This is a genomic window from Pseudomonas sp. 09C 129 (assembly GCF_002843625.1).
In the GTDB taxonomy this organism is placed as follows: Bacteria; Pseudomonadota; Gammaproteobacteria; order Pseudomonadales; family Pseudomonadaceae; genus Aquipseudomonas; species Aquipseudomonas chlororaphis.
This window is the reverse complement of record NZ_CP025261.1, coordinates 3,648,715-3,674,217: the sequence shown is the minus strand read 5'-3', so window position 1 is coordinate 3,674,217 and position 25,503 is coordinate 3,648,715. Positions and strand designations below refer to the sequence as shown.

23 protein-coding genes are annotated in these 25,503 nt (G+C 65.7%); 20 read left to right on the top strand and 3 right to left on the bottom strand.

The window, feature by feature from the left end:
* Nucleotides 1-61: 61 nt before the first annotated feature.
* Entirely contained in the window at nt 62-442 is a 381-nt protein-coding gene (locus CXQ81_RS16650; protein ID WP_007928587.1) for a hypothetical protein, read from the top strand.
* Between the two features lie 19 nt (nt 443-461).
* Here the strand turns inward: CXQ81_RS16650 and CXQ81_RS16645 are convergent, their stop codons facing one another.
* Nucleotides 462-650 carry a hypothetical protein gene (locus CXQ81_RS16645; RefSeq protein WP_007928588.1) on the bottom strand — a complete coding sequence of 63 codons (189 nt, stop codon included), beginning with the start codon at nt 648-650 and terminating at the stop codon, nt 462-464.
* A 197-nt stretch (nt 651-847) separates the two neighbouring features.
* Between CXQ81_RS16645 and CXQ81_RS31515 the strand changes: the two genes are divergently transcribed.
* Complete coding sequence (locus CXQ81_RS31515; protein ID WP_007928589.1) at nt 848-979, top strand: hypothetical protein; 132 nt, start codon at nt 848-850, stop codon at nt 977-979.
* 92 nt (nt 980-1,071) lie between these two features.
* Here CXQ81_RS31515 and CXQ81_RS16640 read toward each other — a convergent pair whose 3' ends face one another.
* A complete protein-coding gene (locus CXQ81_RS16640) occupies nt 1,072-1,989 on the bottom strand; it encodes a LysR family transcriptional regulator (RefSeq protein ID WP_101337856.1) in 918 nt (305 codons plus the stop codon).
* Between the two features lie 119 nt (nt 1,990-2,108).
* Here CXQ81_RS16640 and CXQ81_RS16635 point away from each other — a divergent pair, with 119 nt between their 5' ends.
* Nucleotides 2,109-3,104 (top strand): aldo/keto reductase, encoded by a 996-nt coding sequence (locus tag CXQ81_RS16635; protein WP_101337855.1) that lies wholly within the window; start codon nt 2,109-2,111, stop codon nt 3,102-3,104.
* A 61-nt stretch (nt 3,105-3,165) separates the two neighbouring features.
* Here CXQ81_RS16635 and CXQ81_RS16630 read toward each other — a convergent pair whose 3' ends face one another.
* Entirely contained in the window at nt 3,166-3,696 is a 531-nt protein-coding gene (locus CXQ81_RS16630) for a hypothetical protein (RefSeq protein ID WP_007928592.1), read from the bottom strand.
* Nucleotides 3,697-4,225: 529 nt separating this feature from the next.
* On the opposite strand from CXQ81_RS16630, the gene CXQ81_RS16625 reads away from it, so the two are divergent.
* The 17 genes from CXQ81_RS16625 (at nt 4,226) to CXQ81_RS16545 (ending at nt 25,479) form a co-directional block, all read left to right on the top strand.
* Nucleotides 4,226-4,681 carry an SRPBCC family protein gene (locus CXQ81_RS16625; protein WP_101337854.1) on the top strand — a complete coding sequence of 152 codons (456 nt, stop codon included), beginning with the start codon at nt 4,226-4,228 and terminating at the stop codon, nt 4,679-4,681.
* Between the two features lie 122 nt (nt 4,682-4,803).
* The gene (locus tag CXQ81_RS16620) at nt 4,804-6,621 is read left to right on the top strand and encodes a copper resistance system multicopper oxidase (protein ID WP_101337853.1); all 1,818 of its coding nucleotides are present in this window, start codon (nt 4,804-4,806) and stop codon (nt 6,619-6,621) included.
* Complete coding sequence (locus CXQ81_RS16615) at nt 6,618-7,547, top strand: copper resistance protein B (protein WP_101337852.1); 930 nt, start codon at nt 6,618-6,620, stop codon at nt 7,545-7,547. Before CXQ81_RS16620 ends, CXQ81_RS16615 begins: the two co-directional genes overlap by 4 nt.
* A 57-nt stretch (nt 7,548-7,604) precedes the next feature.
* Nucleotides 7,605-7,988, top strand: coding sequence for a copper homeostasis periplasmic binding protein CopC (gene copC / locus CXQ81_RS16610; RefSeq protein ID WP_101337851.1), 384 nt, complete (start codon nt 7,605-7,607; stop codon nt 7,986-7,988).
* A 3-nt stretch (nt 7,989-7,991) separates the two neighbouring features.
* Nucleotides 7,992-8,906 (top strand): copper homeostasis membrane protein CopD, encoded by a 915-nt coding sequence (gene copD / locus CXQ81_RS16605; RefSeq protein ID WP_101337850.1) that lies wholly within the window; start codon nt 7,992-7,994, stop codon nt 8,904-8,906.
* 204 nt (nt 8,907-9,110) lie between these two features.
* Nucleotides 9,111-9,560 carry a DUF411 domain-containing protein gene (locus CXQ81_RS16600; protein WP_016704754.1) on the top strand — a complete coding sequence of 150 codons (450 nt, stop codon included), beginning with the start codon at nt 9,111-9,113 and terminating at the stop codon, nt 9,558-9,560.
* Nucleotides 9,557-9,994 carry a YqaA family protein gene (locus CXQ81_RS16595; RefSeq protein WP_087091092.1) on the top strand — a complete coding sequence of 146 codons (438 nt, stop codon included), beginning with the start codon at nt 9,557-9,559 and terminating at the stop codon, nt 9,992-9,994. Before CXQ81_RS16600 ends, CXQ81_RS16595 begins: the two co-directional genes overlap by 4 nt.
* A gap of 125 nt (nt 9,995-10,119) precedes the next feature.
* Nucleotides 10,120-11,145 (top strand): alpha/beta fold hydrolase, encoded by a 1,026-nt coding sequence (locus CXQ81_RS16590; protein ID WP_101337849.1) that lies wholly within the window; start codon nt 10,120-10,122, stop codon nt 11,143-11,145.
* Between the two features lie 21 nt (nt 11,146-11,166).
* On the top strand, nt 11,167-12,120 hold the full coding sequence (locus CXQ81_RS16585) for a D-2-hydroxyacid dehydrogenase family protein (RefSeq protein ID WP_007926773.1): 954 nt from the start codon (nt 11,167-11,169) through the stop codon (nt 12,118-12,120).
* Nucleotides 12,121-12,607: 487 nt separating this feature from the next.
* Nucleotides 12,608-14,176: a glycogen synthase GlgA gene (gene glgA, locus CXQ81_RS16580; protein ID WP_007926775.1), complete on the top strand. Its 1,569-nt coding sequence runs from the start codon at nt 12,608-12,610 to the stop codon at nt 14,174-14,176.
* 13 nt (nt 14,177-14,189) lie between these two features.
* Nucleotides 14,190-15,986: a malto-oligosyltrehalose trehalohydrolase gene (gene treZ / locus CXQ81_RS16575; RefSeq protein ID WP_101337848.1), complete on the top strand. Its 1,797-nt coding sequence runs from the start codon at nt 14,190-14,192 to the stop codon at nt 15,984-15,986.
* Nucleotides 15,983-18,088, top strand: a complete 2,106-nt coding sequence (gene malQ, locus CXQ81_RS16570; RefSeq protein WP_101337847.1) for a 4-alpha-glucanotransferase — start codon at nt 15,983-15,985, stop codon at nt 18,086-18,088. The genes treZ and malQ overlap by 4 nt, the downstream gene beginning before the upstream one ends.
* A complete protein-coding gene (locus CXQ81_RS16565; RefSeq protein WP_101337846.1) occupies nt 18,085-20,877 on the top strand; it encodes a malto-oligosyltrehalose synthase in 2,793 nt (930 codons plus the stop codon). Before malQ ends, CXQ81_RS16565 begins: the two co-directional genes overlap by 4 nt.
* A 21-nt stretch (nt 20,878-20,898) precedes the next feature.
* Nucleotides 20,899-21,255, top strand: a complete 357-nt coding sequence (locus CXQ81_RS16560; RefSeq protein WP_092418685.1) for a DUF2934 domain-containing protein — start codon at nt 20,899-20,901, stop codon at nt 21,253-21,255.
* Nucleotides 21,256-21,368: 113 nt separating this feature from the next.
* Nucleotides 21,369-23,537, top strand: coding sequence for a glycogen debranching protein GlgX (gene glgX, locus CXQ81_RS16555; protein ID WP_101337845.1), 2,169 nt, complete (start codon nt 21,369-21,371; stop codon nt 23,535-23,537).
* 292 nt (nt 23,538-23,829) lie between these two features.
* Nucleotides 23,830-24,585, top strand: coding sequence for a PIG-L deacetylase family protein (locus CXQ81_RS16550; RefSeq protein WP_101337844.1), 756 nt, complete (start codon nt 23,830-23,832; stop codon nt 24,583-24,585).
* 93 nt (nt 24,586-24,678) lie between these two features.
* The gene (locus tag CXQ81_RS16545) at nt 24,679-25,479 is read left to right on the top strand and encodes an endonuclease/exonuclease/phosphatase family protein (RefSeq protein WP_009043699.1); all 801 of its coding nucleotides are present in this window, start codon (nt 24,679-24,681) and stop codon (nt 25,477-25,479) included.
* Nucleotides 25,480-25,503: the final 24 nt, after the last annotated feature.

Below are 25,503 nucleotides of genomic sequence, written 5' to 3'. Positions count from 1 at the left end.
CGTCTAGTTATGTGAGAGCACCCGTCATTTTCCTGATCAGGCTCTGAAAAGGAGTTTTTGCATGTACGACCCGCAACTGCCAACGGATGGCCACACCGCACAACCCGCGTCCTCCCTGAACGCCGGCGCCGGTGTCTTCGGCAAGCAAGCCGAGCGCAACCGCAACGAACGCATCAGGCACCTGCTCAAGAGCTTCGGCCTGCGCACCAGCCTGATTCGCCTGAAAGTCATCGATGCCTTGCTGCAGGCAGCCGAAAGCCAGCGCGCCCTGGGGGTGCGAGGCATTCACAGTCATTTGCTGGAGCTGGATATCCCGCTGTCGTTCCTCAGCGTGCGCGAGGTGTTGAAGCGGCTGTGCAGCGAAGGCGTGATCACCCTCAATGCAGACAAGAGCTTCAGCCTGCATCAGCAGGCTGAAGCCATACTCGACGGCCGCGACTGAGGCCGCCTGGGGGTGTCTCTCAAGGCTTGACCTTGCGCCGCATCACGCCATTGATCACGACCACGGTCACCGCCACGCCAATGGCGATGTACTGGAACATTTTCTCGGTGATCATCCCGGCGTTCTGCAGGTAAGAAAGGCCAAGCATGATTCCCAGTACCACCAGGGAAATCACAATCGAATAGATCAAGCGTTGCTTCTGGGTCATTGCGGGTTCCTGAACCTGTAAAGGTGCGGCCTGAAAATGCCGCATGTAAATGTATCGACTCTGTATCGAAACAGATGCCAAACGCCTACCGAGAATCGGGGATGGGCGCGGGCGAACGGGGTCTCATGTTACAGCCGCCGAAGAGTTTTCGCTGCATCGCGGCGGTTTTAACCCCAGAGCCCTTTGAGGACTGCGCAATGTTCCGTCGAATCACCCGGCTGATTCCCCTGCTGGCGATGCTGGCCCTGTCCGGCTGCATCATCTTCCCTCACGACGGCTGGCATCACCGCCATTACGACGGCGGCCCCGGCTACTACTACCACCGCTAAGTCATCCAGAGCGCCAGTATTTCTCCCCTTGTAACCCACCACGAAATTGCCCGACGCCCGCCTCGCCGCGGGCGTCTGTCTTTACTGTCGAGCTACGCCAGCCGGGTGTTGTGAATCCCCGGCTGGGCGAACAACTCCACCAGCCAGTCGACGAACACCCGGACCCGCGTCGACAGGTGCCGGTGCGGCGGGTACAGCGCGCTCAACGGCATCCTGGGTGGCGGGATGTGCCGGAGCACTTCGCTCAGGCGACCTTCGGCCAGCTGCTGGGCGACGTGATAGTAAGGCGTCTGCACCAACCCATAGCCGGCCTCGCAGGCGGCCAGGTAGCCGTCGGCGCTGTTGACCGACACCTGCTTGGGCAGCTCCGGCAACAGCACCTGGCCCTGCACCTCGAACTCCAGGCCATAACGCTTGCCGCTGACGCTGGAGAAATACTCGATCATCTGATGCCCGGCCAGCTCGTCCAGGCTCTGCGGCACACCGCGCTGGCGCAGGTAGGCGGGACTGGCACAAGTCACCTGCTCCAGCGCCAGCAACGGCCGGGCCACCAGCGAGTCGTCGAGGCACAGGCCGCCGCGCAACACGCAGTCCACCCCTTCGCGGATCAGGTCCACCGGCCGGTCGTTGAGGCCGATTTCCAGGTCGACCAGCGGGTAGCGCTCGGAGAACGCCGGCAACGCCGGGATCACCACCAGCCGCCCGATCCCCGCTGGCATGTCGATGCGCAAGGTGCCGCGCGGGTTGTGGCGCGCGGCGGAAAACACCGCTTCGGTTTCCTCGAGGTCCGCCAGCAGCCGCACGCAGCGCTGGTAATAGGCGGCGCCGTCCAGGGTCGGCGTGACCTGGCGGGTGGTGCGCAACAGCAGCTGCACGCCCAGATGCGCCTCCAGTTGCTTGATCAGCACCGTCACCGAGGCCCGGGGCATCTGCAGGCTGTCGGCGGCCTTGGCGAAACCACCGAGGTCGACGATGCGGGTGAACACACGCATGGCATTAAAACGGTCCATTGGCTTGGCCTGTCGCGGATTATTTAGAAATTACGAATAGTGATAGCGCTTTTAGCCGGTTTATATTGTTTTTGTCGAGGAGAACAATGGCCGCCACCCCATCCACTGGAGCTTCTCCTATGCAAACCCGTCAACTGGGCAAGAACGGCCCGCAAATGTCAGCCATCGGCCTTGGCTGCATGGGCATGACCGATTTCTACACCACCGGCACCGATACCCGGGAAGCCACCGCCACCTTGCATCGCGCCCTGGAACTGGGGATCAACCTGCTGGACACCGCCGACATGTACGGCCCCCACAGCAACGAAATCCTGATCGGCCAGGCGATCCGCGGCAAACGCGACCAGGTGTTCCTGGCCAGCAAGTTCGGCATCGTGCGCAACCCCGGCGACCCGGCGGCGCGCGGAGTGAACGGCCGCCCCGAGTACATTCGCCAGGCGATCGACGGCACCTTGCAGCGCCTGGGCGTGGACACCCTGGACCTGTATTACCAGCACCGCATCGACCCGGACGTGGCCATCGAGGAAACCGTCGGCGCCATGGCCGAGCTGGTGCGGGCCGGCAAGGTCCGCTACCTGGGGCTCAGCGAAGCCTCGGCGGCAACGCTGGAGCGGGCCCACAAGGTGCATCCGATCAGCGCCCTGCAAAGCGAATATTCGTTGTGGAGCCGCGACCAGGAAGACAACGGCTGCCTGGCGGCCTGCCAGCGCCTGGGCATCGCCTTTGTGCCCTACAGCCCGCTGGGCCGAGGCTTTCTCACTGGCGCCCTGAAGAGCCCGGAGGATTTCGCCGCCGACGACTACCGGCGTTTCAGCCCGCGCTTCCAGGGTGAGAACTTCACCAGGAACCTGCTGCTGGTGGAACAGGTCAAGCAACTCGCGGCGGCCAAGGGCATCACCGCCGGGCAACTGGCCCTGGCCTGGGTGCTGGCGCAGGGCGATTACCTGATCCCGATTCCGGGCACCAAGCAACGCAAGTACCTGGAGGAGAATGTCGCCGCGCTGCAAGTCCGCCTCGACGCTGACGAACTGCAGGCCCTGGAACGGATATTCACCCCCGACGCCACCGCCGGCGAGCGTTACCCGCACGCGGTGATGGCCTTGCTCGACCGATAAACAGCCAGCCACAAAAAAGGCCCTCGACCGGTTTATCGGTCGAGGGCCTTTGTTTGTCGCCTCACGCCTTGGTGGAGCGATTCTTGTCGGTCACCGTGGTGCCGTTGCCCTTGCCGTAGCTTTGCAGGTTCTGCAGCACGTAGATGGCTTTCTTGTACTCGGGGATCAGGTAGTTGGCGTACTTGTTGCCTTTGAGGTTGTTGCTCTGGATGGTGTCCAGCTGGATCGCGAAATACTCCAGGGCGTTGAACTTGGCCTCCGGGTCTTTCTGCACGCCAAAGCGATCGAACTTGTCGCCGGCATTGAGCAGGGTCATCGCCGTCACGTCGCTGATCAGGCCCTTTTCTTTCAGGAACGTACTCATGTTGCCCAGTTGCTTGGCGCTGACGTTCTCCGGATCGAACCCCTTGATCTGCTTGTGCAGCTTCATTTCATCCATCTTGAACACGTTCAGAGCCAGCGGGTTCTGGCCGACCAGGGCCAGCATCTGCTTGACCTTGACGCTCTGGCTGACCGGCTTGCCCCGGGTGCCAGTGTCCTGCACCAGCAGACCGGCCTTGCTGGTCCAGCCGCCGACATATCCGATTGTCATAAAAGACTCCTGTGTACGGGCTTTTCCATAGCCTTATATCCACTTGCACAGCCAATTAGAGGGTTGCGCAAGTTCAACTAATAAGCGTCTGAAAAGCCTGATTGAGGGAAAACGATGCCTGTGAGTATCGGCGCGCCAGAGCACCTCTCCAACAAATATTTCGGTTTTTTACAATTTTTGTACATTTTCGATACAAATGCCTGGAAGCCACGGTTTTTCTAGCTGAAACAATTATTTAACAATCCAATCCGTGACAACTAAGCGACAACTTATGGGCATTGATGTACCGAATGGTTAGTTGCGACCAAGTGTTCTTAAGAGCATTCATGACGCCATCTTGCGGGGATCTTCCACGACATTGCTGCGCGACGACCCAACTGTGCATGGCGCTCTCCCCTTTACTGCGGGAAAAGCCTTGCATCGCCCTCTGCCGAGCCACCTCGAAGTCCGCTGAACGGCCGACTTGCGCGCCTCCATGGCAGGCGCGCGGACAACTATATTTGATGCTCCTACTGCAAGGAGGTGCATCATGGAACAACGTCAGCAGCACCTTTTGGACGAGCTCATCAGCCATGAGCTCTACATCGACGCGCCGATCGATACCGTCTACTACTACGTGACTCAGCCGGATCGCTGGCCCGAGTGGCATCCCGCTTCCCTGCGTGCCGACACCGGCCTGGCTGGCTCATTGCCAGCGGGGCATCGCTTCGGCAAAACCATCGACCTGCTCGGCCTGCAGATCCACCTGAGCTGCCGGGTGCTGGTCGCGGTATTTCCCAAGGAGTTCAAGATCGTCTTCAGTTCTGCGCCAGCAGACGGCTCGATCCACTATCAGTTGTGCAAATACGGGGACGGAACCCTGTTCAAGCGCACCCTGCACTACTGCTCCGACCTCAACCTGCTCAGCCTGCGCCCGCGTATCGAGCACTTGTCCCAACTGGCGCTGGCCAACCTCAAGCGCAACCTGGAACAGATCGCCCACTGATCCGGCAACGGGTGGCGCCCCACTGGCTGACAAATCTGTAATCTTCACCTCAGTTTTCTGACAGGCCGCGCCACTTAAGGTCGCCCCATACCTGACCAGCAGGATCGAGGGAGCCTTGGGGCATGCATGTAAAACCCACACGACGCAGTTTTATCAAGGGCCTGGCCGCCGGCGGCGTACTGGCCGGCACCGGGCTGTGGCAACAGCCGCTCTGGGCACGCAGCGAAGACGGCCAGTTGCCCGCCCTCAGCGGCCAGCAGTTCGACCTGTTCATCGGTGAATCCCAGGTCAACTACAGCGGCACCTCGCGCACTGCGATGACCATCAACGGCGGCCTGCCCGGCCCGCTGCTGCGCTGGCGCGAGGGTGACACCGTGACCATCCGGGTGCGCAACCGCCTCCAGGAGGACACCTCGATCCACTGGCACGGCCTGATCCTGCCGGCCAACATGGACGGCGTGCCGGGCCTGAGCTTCCACGGCATCGCCCCCGGCGGCCTCTACGAATACCGCTTCAAGGTCCGGCAGAACGGCACCTACTGGTACCACAGCCACTCGGGCCTGCAGGAACAGGCCGGGGTCTACGGGCCACTGGTGATCGAGGCCCGCGATCCGGAACCCTTCCAGTACGACCGCGACTACGTGGTGATGCTCAGCGACTGGAGCGACGAGGCGCCCGAGCGCCTGATGCACATCCTGAAAAAGCAGCCCGGCTACTACAACTTCCACAAGCGCACGGTCGGCGACTTTATCGAGGACGTCAGCCGCGACGGCTGGGCGGCCACCCTCGCCGATCGCAAGATGTGGGCGCAGATGAAAATGACCCCCACCGACCTGGCGGACGTCAGCGGTCATACCTACACCTACCTGATCAACGGCCAGAGCCCCGGCGGCAACTGGACCGGGCTGTTCAAGCCCGGCGAGAAGCTGCGCCTGCGCCTGATCAACGGCTCGGCCATGAGCTACTTCGACCTGCGCATTCCCGGTCTGAAGATGACGGTGGTCGCCGCCGACGGCCAGTATGTGCAGCCGGTCAGCGTCGATGAACTGCGCATCGCCGTGGCGGAAACCTACGACGTGCTGGTCGAGCCCGGCTCGCAGGAGGCCTACACCCTGTTCGCCCAGGCCATGGACCGCAGCGGCTATGCCCGCGGCACCCTGAGCCAGCGTCCGGGACTGAGCGCGCCCGTGCCGCCCCTGGACCCGCGGCCGCTGATCAGCATGGCCGACATGGGCATGGATCACGGCAGCATGGCTGGCATGGGCGACATGCCCGGCATGGATCATGGCCAGATGCAGGGCATGGACCACGACCAGATGCAGGGGATGGATTCCAGCAACATGGCCGGTATGGACCACAGCGGCATGTCGGGCATGGACCACGGCACCATGGGCGGCGCCATGCAACGCCACCCGGCCTCGGAGGACGGCAACCCGCTGGTGGACATGCAGACCATGAGCCCGACGCCGAAACTCGCCGACCCGGGTATCGGCCTGCGCGACAACGGCCGTCGGGTACTGACCTACGCCGACCTGCGCAGCACCTTCGAAGACCCCGACGGGCGCGAACCGAGCCGCACCATTGAGCTGCACCTGACCGGGCACATGGAAAAATTCGCCTGGTCGTTCGACGGCATCAAGTTCAGCGACGCCGAGCCCCTGCGCCTGACCTATGGCGAGCGGGTACGCATCACCCTGGTCAACGACACCATGATGACCCACCCCATCCACCTGCACGGCATGTGGAGCGACCTGGAAGACGAACAGGGGCGCTTCCTGGTGCGCAAGCACACGATCGACATGCCACCGGGCAGCAAGCGCAGCTACCGGGTGACCGCCGATGCCCTGGGGCGCTGGGCCTATCACTGCCACCTGCTGTTCCACATGGAGATGGGCATGTTTCGCGAAGTACGAGTGGACGAAGCCGGGAGCGCCGCATGATGCCGAAAAACGCCTTGACCCTGTTCACCACCCTGCTCGGCCTCGGCGCCGCCACCTTGCAGGCCGCCGAAAGCATGGATCACTCCAGCATGGATCATGCGTCCATGCCGGCTTCCGCGATGCAAGGCAACCCGATGCCGGGCATGGACCACAGCCAGATGACCGGCATGGACGGCGAACCGCTGCAGACCATGGAACCCGCGGCGCCCACCCGCAGCCGCACGCCGATCCCGGCACTCACCGACGCCGACCGCCGCGCCGCCTTCCCGCCGGTGTCCGGCCACGGCGTGCACGACAAGGCGATCAACTCGCTGTGGCTGGTCGATCGCCTGGAGTACCAGGACGCCGATGACGGCAGTGCTCTGGCCTGGGAAATGAACGGCTGGATCGGCGGCGACATCGACCGGCTATGGCTGCGCAGCGAAGGCGAGCGCACTAACGGCCGGACCGACAACGCCCAGGTCGAGGCGCTCTGGGGCCATGCCATCGGCCCCTGGTGGGATGTGGTCAGCGGCGTGCGCCAGGACTTCAAGCCCGGCGCACCGCAGACCTGGGCCGCCCTCGGGCTGCAAGGCATGGCCCTGTACAACTTCGAAAGCCAGGCCACCGCCTACCTCGGCGAAGGCGGCCAGAGTGCCCTGGGGCTCCAGGCCGAATACGACATCCTGCTGACCAACCGCCTGATCCTGCAGCCCAACGCAGAGGTCAGCCTGTACGGCAAGAACGACCCGCAACGGGGCATCGGCTCGGGGCTCTCCTCGCTGGAGGCCGGCCTGCGCCTGCGCTACGAGCTGCACCGCCAGTTCGCGCCCTACGTCGGCGTGACCTGGAGCCGCAGCTACGGCAAGACCGCGGACTACGCCCGTGAAGAAGGCGAAGACAACAGCGAAGCCCGCCTGGTGCTCGGTGTGCGCCTGTGGTTCTGACTTCCCTTCAATAGATAACTAAAAACAGCACGCGGCCAATGCCGCCTGGAGCCTTGCATGTCCCACCTCAAGCATCTCGTCATCGCCGCCACTTTCGGTGCCGGCCTGTTACTCACTGGCGTCGCCCAGGCGCACCCCAAGCTGCTGGCCTCGACCCCGGCCGAAGGCGCCAAGGGCGCGGCGCCGGCGAAGATCGAGCTGCAATTCTCGGAACCCCTCACCACCCGGTTCTCCGGGGCTCGGCTGCTGATGACCGGCATGCCCGGGATGAGCCACGCGCCGATGCCGGTCAAGGCCAGCGTGGCCGGCGGCGGCGATCCGAAAAGCATGATCATCAGCCCCGCCGCCCCGCTCGCGAAGGGCAGCTACAAAGTCGAGTGGCGGGCGGTGTCCGCCGACACCCATCCGATCACCGGCAACCTGACCTTCGAAGTCAACTGAGCCATGGGCGAACTCATCAACCTCGCCCTGCGTTTTGCCCTGTACCTCGATCTGACGCTGCTGTTCGGCCTGGCGCTGTTCAGCCTTTACGGGCTGCGTGGCGCGCAGAGCCAATGGCGTTTTCGCCGGCCTCTGGCGACCGCCCTGGTGCTGGGCGCGCTGCTGTCGGGCGCCGCGCTGCTGCAGCTGGCGCTGTCGATGAGTGGCGCGACCAGCCTGGCCGAACTGGACCCGGCGCTGCTGTCTGCGCTCATGCTGGAAACCGCTGTCGGCCAAAGCTGGCTGCTGCGCCTGGCGGCGTTGCTGCTGGCGGGGGGGCTGCTTCTGTTCAGCGGTGGCTGGCCGAAGTTCACCCTCTACGGCCTGATTCTGTGCACGGCGGCAGCCCTGGCCACCCTGGCCTGGGGCGGCCACGGGGCGATGAGCGAAGGCGGCCGGCATTACCTGCACCTGGGCAGCGACATCCTGCATTTGCTGGGTGCCGGCGCCTGGTTGGGAGCACTGGCGGCTTTCGCCCTGCTGCTGCGTCGTGGCGCCTGCGAAGACGAACCGCAGGCAGGCCACCTGCTCGATGCCCTGAAGGGGTTTGCCAGCCTGGGCACGCTGATCGTGGTCGTCCTGACCATCAGCGGCGTGCTCAATTACCTGCTGATCGTCGGCCCGGACCTGGCAACGTTGAGCGCCAGCACCTATGGCCTGCTCCTCAGCCTGAAGGTGGCGGTGTTCGCCAGCATGCTGGTGTTCGCCGCATTGAACCGCTTCCATCTGGTTCCACAGCTGGAGCAGGCGCTGCACCATGGCTCACCCGCAGCGGCCCTGCCCGCCTTGCGTCGCAGCATGGTCCTGGAACTGGCGGCGGCCCTGTTGATCCTAGGCCTGGTGGCCATGCTCGGCATCCTGAGCCCGGCTCCCGAATGAACGCCTATCGCGGGCATGCTTCTGTAGGAACGAGGCTTGCCCGCGATGAACGACAACGCGCAGGACCAGACAACCTGAATGGCCAGCGCTCGGTATAACGTTGAAACACAAGCGCTGCGCCGCGCTCGAGAAAAGTAGCAAAATACGCCACCCTGTCGGCCCAACACCCCGCCCCAAGGCGCCCTGATGATCAAGAGACTTCCTATGCACAACACTCTGCGCCTGGCAGCCCTGTCTGCCCTGCTCGTCGGCTCCCTGGCCCAGGCCGCCGACCTGATCCCGATCGATGTGCACCGCGATGCCAACTGCGGTTGCTGCAAGAAATGGATCGAGCACCTGCAAGCTAACGGCTTCAAGGTCAACGACCACGTCGAAAGCAACATGAGCGAAGTCAAGCAGCGCCTGGGCGTGGCCCCGCGCCTGGCGTCGTGCCACACCGCGGTGATCAACGGCAAATTCGTCGAAGGCCATGTACCGGCGGACCAGGTGCTGGCCCTGAGCAAGCGCGATGACCTGCTCGGCGTCGCCGCCCCCGGCATGCCCATGGGCTCGCCCGGCATGGAAATGGACGGCATGCCCGCCGACGCCTACCAGGTTATCGGCCTGACCAAGGACGGCAAGGACGTGGTGGTCGCGGACTACCCGGCCCATTGATCCTCACCGCCTGCCTCGGCCTGTTCCTGGCGGCCTTCGGCGCCGCCACCCTGCTGCCGCTGCAATCCGAGGCCGTGCTGGTGGGGCTGCTGCTCAACGGCCAGCACCCGGTCTGGCTGCTGCTGGCCGTCGCCACCCTCGGCAATGTCCTGGGTTCCCTGGTGAACTGGTGGCTGGGCCAGCGCCTGGAACACTACAAGGACCGCCGCTGGTTCCCCGTCGGCCCACGCCACCTGCAACGGGCCCGCAGCCATTACCAGCGCTACGGCCACTGGTCCCTGCTGCTGAGCTGGCTGCCGATCATCGGCGACCCGCTGACCCTGGTGGCCGGAATCATGGGCGAACCGCTAAAGCGCTTCCTGCTGGTCGTCACCCTGGCCAAGGGCGCGCGGTATGGCGTGCTGGCCTGGATGACCCTCGGCTGGGTCGGTTGAGCTGACGGGGTACGCCTCCAGGCTGACCACGAAGGGAACGTTTCGCCCTGGCGATGGCCTCTGCTTATTAATGTCGCGCTAATCACGCCGCGCCAGGATCAGCTCATTTCCCTCGGAGGTCATGTATGTCCCTAAGCCCCACCCGCCGGAGCCTCACCCGCTGGTTACCCGGCCTGTTGCTGACCGCCGCCCTGCCCGCCCTTGCCGCCGAAGGCCCGGCCTACGGTCCCGAGTTGCAAGGCTTCGACTATCCCTACCCGCTGCAGCACTTTGCCTTCGAGTCCCAGGGCCAGGCCTTGCAGATGGGGTATATGGATGTGCCGGCCAAGGGCACGCCCAACGGTCGCAGCGTGCTGCTGATGCACGGCAAGAATTTCTGCGGCGCGACCTGGGACACCTCGATCGAGGCCTTGAGCGATGCCGGCTACCGGGTCATAGCCCCAGACCAGATCGGCTTTTGCACCTCCAGCAAGCCCGAGCACTATCAATACAGCTTCCAGCAACTGGCGCAGAACACCCGGCAACTGCTGGACCGGCTGGGCGTCCGGCAGGTCAGCCTGCTGGGCCATTCCACCGGCGGCATGCTGGCCACCCGTTATGCCCTGCAATACCCCGAGCAGGTGCAGCAACTGGCGCTGGTCAACCCGATCGGCCTGGAAGACTGGAAGGCCCTCGGCGTGCCCTACCGCAGCGTCGACCAGTGGTACGCCCGCGAGCTCAAGCTGTCGGCCGAGGGTATCCGCAACTATGAACGCAGCACCTATTACGACGGCCGCTGGCAGCCGGAATTCGAGCGCTGGGTGGACATGCTCGCCGGCCTCAACAAGGGGCCCGGGCACACGCGGGTGGCGTGGAACTCGGCGCTGATTTACGACATGATCTTCACCCAGCCGGTGTACTACGAGTTCAAGGATCTGAAGATGCCAACCCTGCTGTTGATCGGCACCTCCGACACCACGGCGATCGGCAGCGATATCGCGCCGCCGGCGGTCAAGGCGCGGATCGGCAACTACCAGGTGCTGGGCAAGCAGGTGGCCGGGCTCATCCCGCACTCGACCCTGATCGAGTTCCCGGGCCTGGGCCACGCCCCGCAGATGGAACAACCGGCGCAATTCCACCAGGCCCTGCTGGGCTGGCTGGCGTCACATTGATGCGTTTTCCCCGGAGCCTTCATGAGTGTGCAGATCGCGGTAATCGATGATTGGCAGGACGTTGCCCGTGACGTCGTGGACTGGTCGGTGCTGGCGGGCATCGGCCAGGTCAGTTTTATCCATGACTACCCCAGCGACACCGCCGCCATGAGCGAGCGCCTGGCGCCATTCGAGGTGATCTGCGTGATGCGCGAGCGCAGCCGTTTCGACGCGGCCCTGCTGCGCAGCCTGCCGCGGCTCAAGCTGCTGCTCACCGGTGGCATGCGCAACGCCGCCATCGACCTGGCCGCCGCGGCCAGCCTGGGCATCCAGGTGTGCGGCACCGACAGTTACAAGCACGCGGCGCCGGAGCTGACCTGGGCGCTGATCATGGCCCAGACCCGCAACCTGCTCAGCGAAGCCAGCGCGCTGCGCGCCGGCCTCTGGCAACAGGGGCTGGGCGGCGACCTGCACGGCAAGACCCTGGGCATTCTCGGCCTGGGCAGCATCGGCCAGCGGGTGGCGCAGTTCGGCCAGGTGTTCGGCATGCGGGTGATCGCCTGGAGCGAGAACCTCACCGCCGAACGGGCCGCGGCGGCCGGCGTGACCTACGTGAACAAGCAGCAGCTGTTCGAACAGGCCGACGTACTCTCGGTGCATCTGGTGCTCAGCGAACGCAGCCGCGGCCTGGTGGACGCCCAGGCGCTGGCCTGGATGAAGCCCTCGGCGCTGCTGGTCAACACCGCCCGCGGGCCGATCGTCGATGAAGCGGCGCTGATCAGCGCCCTCGAACGCGGGCGCCTGGCCGGCGCGGCGCTGGATGTGTTCGAGCAGGAGCCGCTGCCCCTCGATCATCCGTTGCGCCGCCTGCCCAACGTACTGGCCACGCCCCATGTCGGTTATGTCAGCCAACAAAACTACCGGCAGTTCTTCGCCCAGATGATCGAAGACATCCAGGCCTGGGCCGCCGGCCAGCCGATCCGCCAGTTGGGCTGAACCACGCCAGGGCATTGCGCCAGCACTGCCCTGCACCATCATCGAGCGCCAGCACCTTCACCCCGCACCGCTCCCTTGCAGCCCCTCACCGTTTTCGCGCCAAGGCGAAAAAGCCTCGCCCCTGGCCGGTGCGCGAGACTGCCTTTCGTCGGCTTTATTCCGGGGCAGCGCAACCTTCGCCCCGAGAAAACCTAATCGTCACGCCCGCGCTCTAACTTCTGTCCTAGACTGGAATTCGAAAAGTGACCGGACAGTCACTCCCAGGGAAATAAAGTCGAAACTTTTGGCTCACGCCTTGGGTCAGGTTAAAGGTAGGGCCTTGGCGACTGGTGCAATCCTTGCAATGGCCCCTTCACCCTCTTTGCGTCGACGCATGAGGCTGCGTTCGGCTTTCGCATGCGCAACGTTTTTTGTGCCCGGCCACCGGATTGGCCTTTTGACACCGCCGGCAGATGCCAGGAACAGATCAATAAAACGGGAGAAACAGATGACCAGTGCCGTATTGCAAACCCAGGGAAAGCATCCTCTGCCGCTGGCCGGTGAAACGGTCTCCACATCGATTCTCGCCCCAGGTGGCAAGACGTCACTACCCTTGATCCGCCACAACCCCAATCGCAAGAAGGTCCTGTTCGTCACTTCGGAAATCGCCGACCTGGTCAAGACCGGCGGCCTGGGCGACGTGTCGGCCGCCCTGCCCCGCGCCATGGCGCACCTGCACGATGTACGCCTGCTGATCCCTGGCTACCGGCAGGTGATGCACAGCGAAAACCCGATTCATATCATAGGCGAGCTGGGCGGCCACGCGGCCCTGCCGGCCTGCAAGATCGGGCGCATGGACATGCCCGACGGCCTGGTGATCTATGTGCTGATCTGCCCCGAACTCTATGAGCGCGAAGGCACGCCCTACGGCGCCAACAACGGCCGCGACTGGCCGGACAACCATATCCGCTTCGCCCGCCTGGGCCTGGCCGCCGCCGACATCGCCGCCAACCTGGCGCAGATCCACTGGTGCCCGGACCTGGTGCACGCCCATGACTGGCCCGCCGGGCTGGCGCCGGCCTATATGCACTGGCGCGGGCAACGCACGCCGACCCTGTTCACCATCCATAACCTGGCGTATCAGGGCGTGGTCAGCCTGGCTTCCTGCCCGGAGCTGGGCATCCCCGAACATGCCCTGCAACAGGAAGGCATGGAGTTCTACGGCAAGCTGTCGTTCCTCAAGGCCGGCATGGCCTACGCCAGCCACATCACCACCGTCAGCGCCACCTATGCCCAGGAAATCACCACCCCGGCCTTCGGCTGCGGGCTTGACGGTTTCCTCGCCAGCAAGACCCAGCAAGGCCTGCTCAGCGGCATCCCCAACGGCATCGACGAAAGCTGGGACGCCGCCACCGACCCGCACCTGTCCACCCCCTTCGCCATTGGCGACTGGCAAGGCAAGGCCGCCAATGCCGCCCATGTGCGGCAGATGTTCGGCCTCGACCCCAGCAGCGGCCCGCTGTTCGCGGTGGTCTCGCGCCTGGTCTACCAGAAAGGCCTGGACCTTACCGAAGGCGTGGCCGAGTACATCGTCAAGTCCGGCGGCCAGATCGCGATTATCGGTCGCGGCGAGCCGGAGGAAGAACAGGCCATGCGCGCCCTGGCCGCGCGTTTCCCCGGGCGCATCGGGGTGAACATCGGTTTCAACGAAACCGACGCCCGCCGCATGTTCGCCGGCAGCGACTTCCTGCTGATGCCTTCGCGCTACGAGCCCTGCGGCCTGAGCCAGATGTACGCCCAGCGCTTCGGTTCGCTGCCGGTGGCGCGCAATACCGGCGGCCTGGCCGACACCATCGAGAACGGCGTCACCGGTTTTCTGTTCGACGAATCCACCGTGGCCAGCTACGAAGAGGCCCTGGGCCGCGCCTTCAAGGTGTTCGCCTATCCGCAGTTGCTCAACGCCATGCGCTGCCGGGCCATGGCCGCGCCCTTCAACTGGTGCAAGGCGGTGGAACCCTACGCCGAACTCTATGAACAGCTGGTGGCCAAGGCCTTGGGAAAATCGGCCAAACCCTGAGAGGGCACCCTGGATGCCGTCAAGGACTCTGGAAACCTGGCCCCACGGCGCTACTGCGCTCGATGCCGAGCGCACCCGCTTTGCCCTCTGGGCGCCGGACGCACAGCACGTCAGCGTCGAACTCGAAGACGGCATGTCGCTGCCCATGCTGCCCCGAGCCAACGGCTGGTTCATGGTCATCGGCCAGTGCCCGCCCGGCACCCGCTACCGCTTCGATATCGATGACCAGATCCGCGTGCCCGACCCGGCGTCCCGGGCCCAGGACGGCGACATCGACGGCCCCAGCCTGGTGGTCGATCCCCGGGCCTATCGCTGGCGGCACCCGCACTGGCAAGGCCGGCCGTGGCACGAAGCGGTGATCTACGAGCTGCATGTGGGCGTGCTCGGCGGTTACCGCGCAGTGGAAAAACACCTGCCACGCCTGGCCGAGCTGGGCATCACCGCCATCGAGCTGATGCCCCTGGCGGAGTTTCCCGGCGATCGCAATTGGGGCTACGACGGCGTCCTGCCTTATGCGCCGGAAGCCTCCTACGGTTCGCCCGACGACCTCAAGCACCTGATCGACTGCGCCCACGGCCTGGGCTTGGCGGTGATGCTCGATGTGGTCTACAACCACTTCGGCCCCGACGGCAATTACCTGCACCACTACGCCAAGGCCTTCTTCAGGGAAGACCGGCACACGCCCTGGGGCGCGGCCATCGACTTTCGCCGCCAGCCCGTGCGCGACTTCTTTATCGACAATGCCCTGATGTGGCTGCTGGAGTACCGCTTCGACGGCCTGCGCCTGGATGCCGTGCATGCGATCGACGACCCGGACTTCCTGCATGAACTGGCGCATCGGGTGCGCCGCCGGATCGACCCGGCGCGGCAGGTCTGGCTGACCGTGGAAAACGAGTACAACCAGGCCAGCCTGCTGGAGCAGCACTTCGACGCGCAGTGGAACGACGACGGCCACAACGCCCTGCATGTGCTGCTCACCGGGGAGACCGACGCCTACTACGCCGACTTCGCCGAACGCCCCACCGAGAAACTGGCGCGCTGCCTGAGCCAGGGGTTCGTCTATCAGGGCCACGTCACCCGCCACGGCACCCCTCGCGGCGAACCCAGCAGCCATTTGCCGCCCAGCGCCTTCGTGCTGTTTTTGCAGAACCACGACCAGATCGGCAACCGCGCCTTCGGCGAGCGCCTGGTGCGCCTGGCCGAGCCACAGGCATTGCAGGCGGCCACGGTGCTGTTGCTGCTGTCGCCGATGATCCCGCTGCTGTTCATGGGCGACGAACTGGCGGCGCCGCAGCCCTTCCTGTTTTTCACCAGCCACCACGGCGAACTGGCGGACGCGGTGCGCGAGGGCCGGCGCGGCGAATTCGCCGCCTTCAGCGCCTTCGCCGATCCGCATAAACGCGAGCAGATTCCCGACCCGAACGCGCCGGACACCTTCCTCGCGTCGAGGCCGCAGGCGGACCCGGTCCAGGGCGAGCAGACCCTGGCGCTGTATCGCCAGCTGTTGCAACTGCGCCACGAGCACATCGTGCCCTACCTGCCCGGCGCCGAAGCCCTGGGCGCCGAGGTGCTGGCCGAAGGCGCGCTCTGTGCCCGCTGGCGCCTGGGCAATGGCCAGGAACTGCGCATCGACCTCAACCTGAGCCCGCACAACGTCGAGCAACAGCCGCCAAGCGCGGCGCAGCGCCTGTTCGAATACCCGGCCCAGGCGTTCGAGCGGTTGCACCAAGGCACTCTCGCCCCCTATAGCGCGCTGGTCAGCCTCGGCGCAGTCGCCCCCACGCCAGACCTTGACGGAGAACACCCATGAGCGACGCGCAACTGGAAATCCTCGCCAGCCGGGCCGGCCTGGCCGTCGACTGGATCGACGCCAACGGCCGCCCGCAACGGGTCGAGCCACGGGTGCTGCGCGCCGTGCTGGCCAGCCTTGGCCATCCGGCCGACAACGACCGGCAGATCGAAGCCAGCCTGCGCCAGCTGCTACAGGTGCAGCAGAGCCGGCAACTGCCGCCGCTGCTGACCGCCGACGCCGGCCAGGGCCTGGACCTGGGGCATTACTTCGCGCCGGACACGCCCTGCGAAATCCACCTGGAAGACGGCGGTGTGCTCAACCTCAGGCTGGACGCCAACTCCATGCTGCCGGGCCTGGTGCCGGTGGGTTACCAGGAGGTGAGCATCGCCGGCCAGCACTTCACCCTGGCCGTGGCGCCCGAGCGCTGCTACAGCGTCGCCGACGCCGTGGACCAGGCCACGCCCCGTGCCTGGGGCCTGAGCGTGCAGCTGTATTCCCTGCGCCGCGCAGGCGATGGCGGTTATGGTGATACCCAAGCGCTCGAAGACTTGGTCCGGGTCGCCGGCGAACGGGGCGCCGAGGCCGTGGCCATCAGCCCGCTGCATGCCATGTTCAGCAGCGACACCGGCCGCTATAGCCCCTATTCGCCGTCCAGCCGGTTGTTTCTCAACAGCCTGTACGCCGCGCCCGGGACCATTCTCGGCGAGCGGGCCTGGCGCAGCGCGATCGATGCCAGCGGCCTCGGGCCGCAACTGCAACAGCTGGAACAACAGCCGATGGTCGACTGGCCGGTGGCGGCCCAGGCCCGGAAGAACGTCCTGCGCGCGCTTTATGACGGCTTCTGCCAGGGCGAGCATCCGCTGCACCAGGACTTCGCCAGCTTCCGCCACGCCAGTGGCGAGGCCCTGGAAAACCACTGCCGCTTCGAAGCCATCCAGGCCCAGCGCGCGGCCCGCGGCGAAAGCCTCGACTGGCGCGAATGGCCCGACGCCTGGCGCACCCCACGCAGCCCGGCGCTGGCGCAGTTCGCCGAGGAGCACGCCGCCGATATCGGCTTTTATGCCTTCTGCCAATGGCTGATCGCCCGTTGCCTGGAGCGGGTGCAGGCCACCGCCCGCAGCAGCGGCATGGGCATCGGCCTGATCGCCGACCTGGCGGTGGGCGCCGACGGCGGCGGCAGCCAAGCCTGGAGCCGCCAGGACGAACTGCTGGCGGCGCTGACCGTCGGCGCGCCGCCGGACATTCTCAATCGCCAGGGCCAGGGCTGGGGCATTTCCGCCTTTTCCCCGGAGGGCCTGGTGCGCAATGGCTTCCACGCTTTCATCGAAATGCTCCGGGCCAACTTCGCCCATGCCGGCGGCCTGCGCATCGACCATGTGATGGGTTTGCAGCGGCTGTGGGTGATCCCCCTCGGCGCCCCGCCCTGCGACGGCGCCTACCTGTATTACCCGGTGGACGACCTGCTGCGCCTGCTGACCCTGGAATCGCACCGGCACCAGGCGATCGTCCTCGGCGAGGACCTCGGCACGGTGCCCGACGGCCTGCGGGAAAAACTCAGCGCGCGGGCCATGCTCGGCATGCGCGTGTTGCTGTTCGAGCAGGAGCACGGCACGCATTTCCGGCCGATCCTCGACTGGCCGGACAACGCCCTGGCCACCACCAGCACCCACGACCTGCCGACCCTCAACGGCTGGTGGCAGGGCCGCGACATCGACTGGAGCGCGCGCCTGGGCCTGGTGGACGCAAGCGGCGAAACCCATTGGCGCGAACATCGCCAGCGCGAACGCGAGGGCCTGCGCCACGCCCTGAGTCGCGACCCGCAGAATTTTCGTGAAGCTCCCCACATAGCCACCCACATAGCCACCCACGAAGCCGACCAGGTGGTGGACGCCAGCGTGCGCTTCCTCGGCCATACCCGCGCACCGCTGGTGCTGCTGCCCCTGGAGGACGCCCTGGGCATCGACGAACAGGCCAACCTGCCCGGCACCCTCGACAGCCATCCCAACTGGCGTCGGCGCCTGGCCGGCAGCAGCGCGGCCTTGCTCGACGACCCGGACGCCGCGCGCCGCCTGGAGCTGCTGGCCTGCGCCCGGCAACAGGCCCACGAGCGCGACCGATGAAGGATTCCACGCACCACAGCCCGCCCGTGCGGGCCACCCTGCGCCTGCAGTTTCATCGCGGCTTCACTCTCGACGACGCGGTGCCGCTGGTGCCCTACTTCGCCCGCCTGGGCATCAGCCACCTGTACGCCTCGCCGCTGCTGTGCGCCCGCGCCGGCTCGATGCACGGCTACGACGTGGTCGACCCGACCCGGGTCAACCCCGAGCTGGGTGGCGAGGCCGCTCTGGAGCGTCTGGTCCGCAGCCTGCGCCAGCACGACATGGGCCTGCTGCTGGATATCGTCTCCAACCACATGGCGGTCGGCGGCGCGGACAATCCCTGGTGGCAGGACCTGCTGTGCTGGGGCCGCCTGAGCCCCTACGGCGAATTCTTCGATATCCAGTGGCACTCCCCCGACCCCTTGCTGGAAGGCCAGTTGCTGCTGCCGTTCCTCGGCAGCGACTACGGCGTGGCCCTGCAGGAAGGCGCGCTGAGGCTGTACTTCGATGCCGAACGGGGCGAGTTTCATGTCGAGCATTACCAGCATCATTTCCCGATCTGCCCCAGCGACTATGGCGAACTGTTGCGGCTCCAGTGCGAGACCGACGCCGAACCGGCCGAACGTCTCAAGCCATTGGCCGATGCCTTCAGCACCCTGCGCTACCAGTCCGACGCCCACACCCAGGCCGAGCCCTTGCAACAGCAACTGCAGGAAGCCGCCCATGAACCGCAGGTCCGCGCGGCCATCGAGCAGCACCTGGCGCGCTACGATTCGCGCCAGCCGCAGGGATTCGCCCGCCTGCACGCCCTGCTGGAGCAGCAGAGCTACCGCCTGGCCAGCTGGCGCACCGCGGCGGACGACATCAACTGGCGGCGTTTCTTCGACGTCAACGAGCTGGGTGGGCTGCGGGTCGAGCGCCCGGCGGTGTTCGAGGCCACCCACGGCAAAATCTTCCAGTTGATCGCCGCCGGCCTGGTGGACGGGTTGCGCATCGACCATATCGACGGCCTGGCCGATCCCCGCGGCTACTGCCGCAAACTGCGGCGCCGGGTCGACGCCCTGCGCCCCGGCCAGCACTTGCCGATCTACGTCGAGAAGATCCTCGGCGCTGGCGAAACCCTGCGCCGCGACTGGGGCGTGGACGGCAGCACCGGCTATGAATTCATGAACCAGCTGTCGCTGCTGCAACACGACCCGCAAGGCGCCGCCCCCCTGGCCGAACTCTGGAGCCGGCACAGCGAACGGCCAGCGGCCTTTCTCGAAGAGGCCCGGCTGGCGCGCCAGCAATTGCTCAACGGCTCGCTGGCCAGCGATTTCGAAAGCGTGGCCCAGGCCCTGCTGCAAGTGGCGCGCAACGATGTGATGAGCCGCGACTTGACCCTCGGCGCCATTCGCCGTGCCTTGCAGGAACTGATCGTGCACTTCCCGGTGTACCGCACCTACATCGGTGCCTGCGGGCGCTCGGCGACAGATGAGGGGTTTTTCCAGCAGGCCCTGCAAGGCGCCCGTGACACCCTGGGCGAAGCCGACTGGCCGGTGCTGGCCTACCTGCAACAGTGGCTCGGCGGCCGCGGCTGGCGCCAGCTGCCGCCGGGGCGCCCGCGCAAGGTGCTCAAGCATGCCTGCGTGCGCTTCCAGCAACTGACCTCGCCGGCGGCGGCCAAGGCGGTGGAAGACACCGCGCTCTATCGCTCGGCGGTGCTGCTGTCGCGCAACGATGTGGGTTTCTCCACCGAACAGTTCTGCGCCCCGGTGGAAGATTTCCACGCCGCCTGCCGCGAGCGCCTGGAGGCTTTCCCCGACAACCTGCTGGCCAGCGCCACCCACGACCACAAGCGCGGCGAAGATACCCGCGCGCGCCTGGCGGTACTCAGCGAACTCGGCCCCTGGTACGTCGAACAGGTGGAACACTGGCGCGGCCTGGCCCAGGCCCTGCGCAGCGATCCCCAGGCGCCCGGCGCCGGCGACGAGCTGATCCTCTATCAGGCCCTGCTCGGCAGCTGGCCGCTGGAACTGCACAGCGACGACCGCCAGGGCCTGCGCGACTATGCCCAGCGCCTCTGGCAATGGCAGGAAAAAGCCCTGCGCGAAGCCAAGCTGCACAGCAGCTGGGCGGCGGCCAACGAGGCCTATGAAAGTGCCGTGCACCACTTCATCGAGCGCCTGTTGCTCAGCCCCGAGGGCCTGCCGTTGCGCAGCGCCATAGGCGCGGCCGTCCAGGTCATCGCGCCCGCTGGCGCCCTCAACGGCCTGGCTCAATCCTTGCTGCGCATGACCGTGCCCGGCGTGCCGGACCTGTATCAGGGCAACGAGTTCTGGGACTTCAGCCTGGTGGACCCGGACAACCGTCGCCCGGTGGATTTCGCCGCCCGACAGCAGGCTCTGGACCCTTGCGGCGAAACCATGGAACTGTTGGCCCACTGGCGTGACGGGCGTATCAAGCAGGCCCTGATCGCCGCCACGCTGGCGCGCCGGGGCGAGTACCCGCAGCTGTTTCGCCGGGGCACTTACCAGCCGCTGCCGGTACAGGGGCGACACGCTGGCAAGGTGCTGGCCTTCATGCGCGAACACCAGGGCCAACGCGCCGTGGTGATTGTGCCCAGGCTGGTCGCCGGGCTGCTGGAAAGCGGCGCGCAACCGCGGGTCGACGCGCCGGATTGGGGCGATACGCGTGTGCATCTGCCATTCGCCGCGCCAGGACAAAACCTGAAGGGACTTTTTTCCACGGGGGCAGTCACACCCCACAAGGATCTGATAATCAGCAGCGCATTGCGGGATTTCCCGGTCAACCTTTTCATCCAAACTTGAGTTCAGTTCAGGAGCATTGCGATGAGTACCGACGACAAACGCATTCGTGAGTTCGCCTATCAAATCTGGGAATCGGAAGGCCGGCCCGACGGCCAGGAACACCGGCATTGGGAAATGGCCCGCAAGCTGGCCGAAGCCGAGGCCCTGGCCCCGAGCAAGCCGCCCAGGGCGACCCGAGCCGCCAGCGCCAAACCCGGCAAGCCCGCGGCAAAGCCCAAGGCCGTCGCCAAACCCGCGGCGGCGGCACCCCTGGTACCTCCTGGAGAAAGGGTGCCTCCTGGAGAAAAGCGGCCTCCCGCAGAAAAAGGATTGCCGCCCGGGAGCAAAAGCAGCGCGGCGAAAAAGCCGCGGGCACCGCGCAAGCCAGCGACCAGCTGACGCCTCTGCCGCGAGGCGTTCGCGCCACCCTCCACTGCCGACCTTGCCCATGTGCGTGGCGCGCCCGAGCGCCACAGGGAGCCCATTCGCCCATCTGATTCGCAGGAGCACCCATGACCACCGCCAAAACAGCCGCCACGCCGAAAACCCCGCAAGCCACCGAGCCCTCGCGCATCCGCGAAGGCCTGCCCTTCCCGCTCGGCGCGACCTGGGACGGCCTGGGGGTCAACTTCGCCCTGTTCTCGGCCAATGCCACCCAGGTCGAGCTCTGCCTGTTCGATGCCACGGGCGAAGTCGAGCTGGAACGCATCGAACTGCCGGAATACACCGACGAGATCTTCCACGGCTACCTGCCCGACGCCCACCCCGGGCTGATCTACGGCTATCGGGTGCATGGCCCCTACGACCCGGCCAACGGTCATCGTTTCAACCCCAACAAGCTGCTGATCGACCCGTATGCCAAGCAGCTGGTGGGCCAGCTGAAATGGTCCGAGGCGCTGTTCGGCTACACCATCGGGCACCCCGATGCCGACCTCAGTTTCGACGAGCGCGACAGCGCGCCCTTCGTGCCCAAATGCAAAGTGATCGACCCGGCCCACACCTGGGGCCACGATCATCGGGTCAGCGTGCCCTGGGACAAAACGATCATTTATGAGACTCACGTGCGTGGCTTCACCATGCGTCACCCTTCGGTGCCGGAGGCGGTGCGCGGCACCTTCGCCGGGCTGATGGTCGACGATGTGCTGGAGCACATCCGCAAGCTCGGGGTGTCGTCGGTGGAGCTGTTGCCGATCCATGCCTTCGTCAACGACCAGCACCTGCTGCACAAGGGCATGACCAATTACTGGGGCTACAACAGCATCGCCTTCTTCGCCCCCGACCCGCGCTATCTGGCCAGCGGCAAGATCGCCGAATTCAAGGAAATGGTCGCGCACCTGCACGAAGCCGGGCTCGAAGTGATACTCGACGTGGTCTACAACCACACCGCCGAGGGCAACGAGCAAGGCCCGACCCTGTCCATGCGCGGCATCGACAACGCCTCCTACTACCGCCTGATGCCCGACGACAAACGCTTCTATATCAATGATTCCGGGACCGGCAACACCCTCGACCTGAGCCACCCCTGCGTGCTGCAGATGGTCACCGACTCGCTGCGCTACTGGGCCACGGAAATGCACGTGGACGGTTTTCGCTTCGACCTGGCGACCATTCTCGGGCGTTACCACGATGGCTTCGACGAGCGCCACAGTTTCCTCGTGGCCTGCCGCCAGGACCCGGTGCTGCGCCAGGTGAAGCTGATCGCCGAGCCGTGGGACATCGGCCCCGGCGGTTATCAGGTGGGCGGCTTCCCGCCGGGCTGGGTGGAGTGGAACGACAAGTTCCGCGACACCGTGCGCGCCTTCTGGAAAGGCGACGACGGCCAACTCGCCGACTTCGCCGCGCGCATGACCGCCTCCGGCGAGATGTTCAACCAGCGCGGCCGGCGGCCTTATACCTCTGTCAATTTCGTGACCGCCCACGACGGCTTCACCCTGCATGACCTGGTGTCGTACAACGATAAGCACAACGAAGCCAACGACGAGGACAACCAGGACGGCAGCAACCACAACCTGTCGTGGAACCACGGCGTCGAAGGCCCCACCGACGACCCGCAGATCAATGCGCTGCGCCTGCGCCAGATGCGCAATTTCTTCGCCACCCTGCTGCTGGCCCAGGGCACGCCGATGCTGGTCGCCGGCGACGAGTTCGCCCGCACCCAGCACGGCAACAACAACGCTTATTGCCAGGACAGCGAAATCGGCTGGGTCAACTGGGACCTGGACGAGGACGGCAAGTCGCTGCTCAAGTTCGTCAAGCGCCTGGTCAAGCTGCGCATGACCTACCCGATCCTGCGCCGCGGACGCTTCCTGGTGGGCAACTACAACGAGGATATCGGGGTCAAGGACGTCACCTGGCTCGCCCCGGACGCCAGCGAGATGACCATCGAACAATGGCAGGACAGCCACGGCCGCTGCCTGGGCATGCTGCTCGACGGCCGCGCCCAGGAAACCGGGATACGCCGCCCCGGCGCCGACGCGACCCTGCTGCTGGTGGTCAACGCCCATCACGACATCGTCAACTTCAGCCTGCCGGAAGTGCCCGACGGCGGCTTCTGGACCTGCATGATCGACACCAACCAGCCCTCGGTGAAAGGCCAGGAACGCTTCGAGTTCGGCCACCGGTACTCGGTGACCGGGCGCTCGCTGCTGCTGTTCGAACTGCAGCACGAGGATGACGATTGAGCAGGTCATTGGCCATTTGCCGGATTGAATGGCGGGCAGTGGCCAGCCCATCAGACACATGTACGATGGTGCCGGATATCCATTCCCCGCTATCTTGAACCGCTGAGCGTCGCCATCGGAAAAAATCGCTGCCCCCTGCGACGGTGGCCAACGGCTGTGTATGATTGAACGCTCTTGCAAGACGGCAATCCAAGGTATGGAGCGCCGGCACCCGGACCGATACCGGGTGCGAACCCAAGCGGCCCGGTCCGTCACCGCGCGCCGACTGCCCCGGAACAAGGATGTGACACCCATGAGATCCATACCACTGAGCGACAACTGGCCGGAGCAGGTCTGGAACGGCGCCCGCCAACTGCTCGACGTCCCCTCCATCAACCTTGCCAGCCTGGTGCCGCCCGGATTTCGCGCGGTGGTCATTGCCCCGCACCCCGGCGACGAAGTGCTGACCTGCGGCGGCCTGCTGCAGGTACTGGCCCACCATGGCCATCCGCTGCAACTGATTTCCATCACCGACGGCAGCGCCAGCCACCCCGGCTCCGACCTGTGGTCGGAGCGGCGCCTGAGCGTGTTCCGTCCCCAGGAAAGTGTCGAGGCCCTGCGCCGCCTGGGTTTGCCCCTGCACAGCCTGCAGTGGATTCGCGGCGGCTTTGCCGACAGTGGGCTGCAGGAACGCGAGCATCAGTTGAGCCAGTTCATTGGCCGTTACCTGCGCCCCGATGACGTGGTGTTCAGCACCTGGCGCGAAGACGGCAACGACGATCACGACGCCGTCGGCCGGGCCAGCGCCAAGGCCGCGGCCCTGGCTGGCGTGGCGTTCCACGAAGTGCCGGTGTGGGCCTGGCACTGGCCGGCGCGCGATGAACAGCTGCTGCCCTGGCACCGCGCCCGCAAGTTGCGCCTCGACACCTGGACCGTGGCCCGCAAGCGCCATGCGGCGCATGCCTATGCCAGCCAGTTGCAGGGCGATCCGGGCATCGGCCTGGCCCCGACCCTGACGCCGGTGGTGCTGGAGCGGCTGCGCCAGTCCTACGAAATCTTTTTCATGTAGGGCTGCCCCGATGCGGGCAGACCGGGGGCAAACCTGAACTGACCGGCAAAGTGTCAGTCGCATGAGTAACCGCCCTGATTACGAGGAGTGAGCGTGAGCACCGATTCAACCAGGCGTCCGGTCACGTCGGCAGCGCCAGACGAAACCCCGGCGATCCATCGCCTGCGCATCCTGACCGTCAACACCCACAAGGGCTTCACCGCCCTGAACCGCCGTTTCATTCTCCCGGAGCTGCGTGACGCGGTCCGCAGCACCCAGGCCGACCTGGTGTTTCTCCAGGAAGTGCTGGGCGAGCACGACCGCCACGCCAGCCGCTACGGCAACTGGCCCCAGCAGTCGCAATACGAGTTTCTCGCCGACAGCATGTGGAGCGACTTCGCCTACGGACGCAACGCGGTCTATCCCGATGGCCATCACGGCAACGCCCTGCTGTCGAAATACCCGATCCGCCAGTATCGCAACCTCGATGTCTCGATCACCGGCCCGGAGCGCCGCGGGCTGTTGCATTGCGTGCTGGATGTACCGGGGCATGCCGAAGTGCACGCGATCTGCGTGCACCTGAGCCTGCTGGAAAGCCATCGCCAGCTGCAACTGGCGCTGTTGTGCCAGTTGCTCGAGTCGCTGCCGGACGATGCGCCGGTGATCATCGCCGGCGACTTCAACGACTGGCAGTTACATGGCAATGCCACCCTCGCCCGCCGCGACGACCTGCACGAAGCCTTCGAACGCCACCATGGCAGGCCGGCCAAGACCTACCCGGCGCGCTGGCCACTGCTGCGCCTGGACCGCATCTACCTGCGCAACGCCAGCAGCCACGCACCGAAGATCCTCGGGCACAAGCCCTGGACTCACCTGTCGGATCACCTGCCGCTGGCGGTGGAAGTGCACCTCTGATGCCTTCGCCCAGGCATCGAGGAT

Excerpts from the sequence above, each read along its gene's own strand:
- CXQ81_RS16650 (WP_007928587.1), top strand. The coding sequence starts at position 62 with ATGTACGACCCGCAACTGCCAACGGATGGCCACACCGCACAACCCGCG.
- CXQ81_RS16645 (WP_007928588.1), bottom strand. The coding sequence starts at position 650 with ATGACCCAGAAGCAACGCTTGATCTATTCGATTGTGATTTCCCTGGTG.
- CXQ81_RS31515 (WP_007928589.1), top strand. The coding sequence starts at position 848 with ATGTTCCGTCGAATCACCCGGCTGATTCCCCTGCTGGCGATGCTGGCC.
- CXQ81_RS16640 (WP_101337856.1), bottom strand. The coding sequence starts at position 1,989 with ATGGACCGTTTTAATGCCATGCGTGTGTTCACCCGCATCGTCGACCTC.
- CXQ81_RS16635 (WP_101337855.1), top strand. The coding sequence starts at position 2,109 with ATGCAAACCCGTCAACTGGGCAAGAACGGCCCGCAAATGTCAGCCATC.
- CXQ81_RS16630 (WP_007928592.1), bottom strand. The coding sequence starts at position 3,696 with ATGACAATCGGATATGTCGGCGGCTGGACCAGCAAGGCCGGTCTGCTG.
- CXQ81_RS16625 (WP_101337854.1), top strand. The coding sequence starts at position 4,226 with ATGGAACAACGTCAGCAGCACCTTTTGGACGAGCTCATCAGCCATGAG.
- CXQ81_RS16620 (WP_101337853.1), top strand. The coding sequence starts at position 4,804 with ATGCATGTAAAACCCACACGACGCAGTTTTATCAAGGGCCTGGCCGCC.
- CXQ81_RS16615 (WP_101337852.1), top strand. The coding sequence starts at position 6,618 with ATGATGCCGAAAAACGCCTTGACCCTGTTCACCACCCTGCTCGGCCTC.
- copC (WP_101337851.1), top strand. The coding sequence starts at position 7,605 with ATGTCCCACCTCAAGCATCTCGTCATCGCCGCCACTTTCGGTGCCGGC.
- copD (WP_101337850.1), top strand. The coding sequence starts at position 7,992 with ATGGGCGAACTCATCAACCTCGCCCTGCGTTTTGCCCTGTACCTCGAT.
- CXQ81_RS16600 (WP_016704754.1), top strand. The coding sequence starts at position 9,111 with ATGCACAACACTCTGCGCCTGGCAGCCCTGTCTGCCCTGCTCGTCGGC.
- CXQ81_RS16590 (WP_101337849.1), top strand. The coding sequence starts at position 10,120 with ATGTCCCTAAGCCCCACCCGCCGGAGCCTCACCCGCTGGTTACCCGGC.
- CXQ81_RS16585 (WP_007926773.1), top strand. The coding sequence starts at position 11,167 with ATGAGTGTGCAGATCGCGGTAATCGATGATTGGCAGGACGTTGCCCGT.
- glgA (WP_007926775.1), top strand. The coding sequence starts at position 12,608 with ATGACCAGTGCCGTATTGCAAACCCAGGGAAAGCATCCTCTGCCGCTG.
- treZ (WP_101337848.1), top strand. The coding sequence starts at position 14,190 with ATGCCGTCAAGGACTCTGGAAACCTGGCCCCACGGCGCTACTGCGCTC.
- malQ (WP_101337847.1), top strand. The coding sequence starts at position 15,983 with ATGAGCGACGCGCAACTGGAAATCCTCGCCAGCCGGGCCGGCCTGGCC.
- CXQ81_RS16565 (WP_101337846.1), top strand. The coding sequence starts at position 18,085 with ATGAAGGATTCCACGCACCACAGCCCGCCCGTGCGGGCCACCCTGCGC.
- CXQ81_RS16560 (WP_092418685.1), top strand. The coding sequence starts at position 20,899 with ATGAGTACCGACGACAAACGCATTCGTGAGTTCGCCTATCAAATCTGG.
- glgX (WP_101337845.1), top strand. The coding sequence starts at position 21,369 with ATGACCACCGCCAAAACAGCCGCCACGCCGAAAACCCCGCAAGCCACC.
- CXQ81_RS16550 (WP_101337844.1), top strand. The coding sequence starts at position 23,830 with ATGAGATCCATACCACTGAGCGACAACTGGCCGGAGCAGGTCTGGAAC.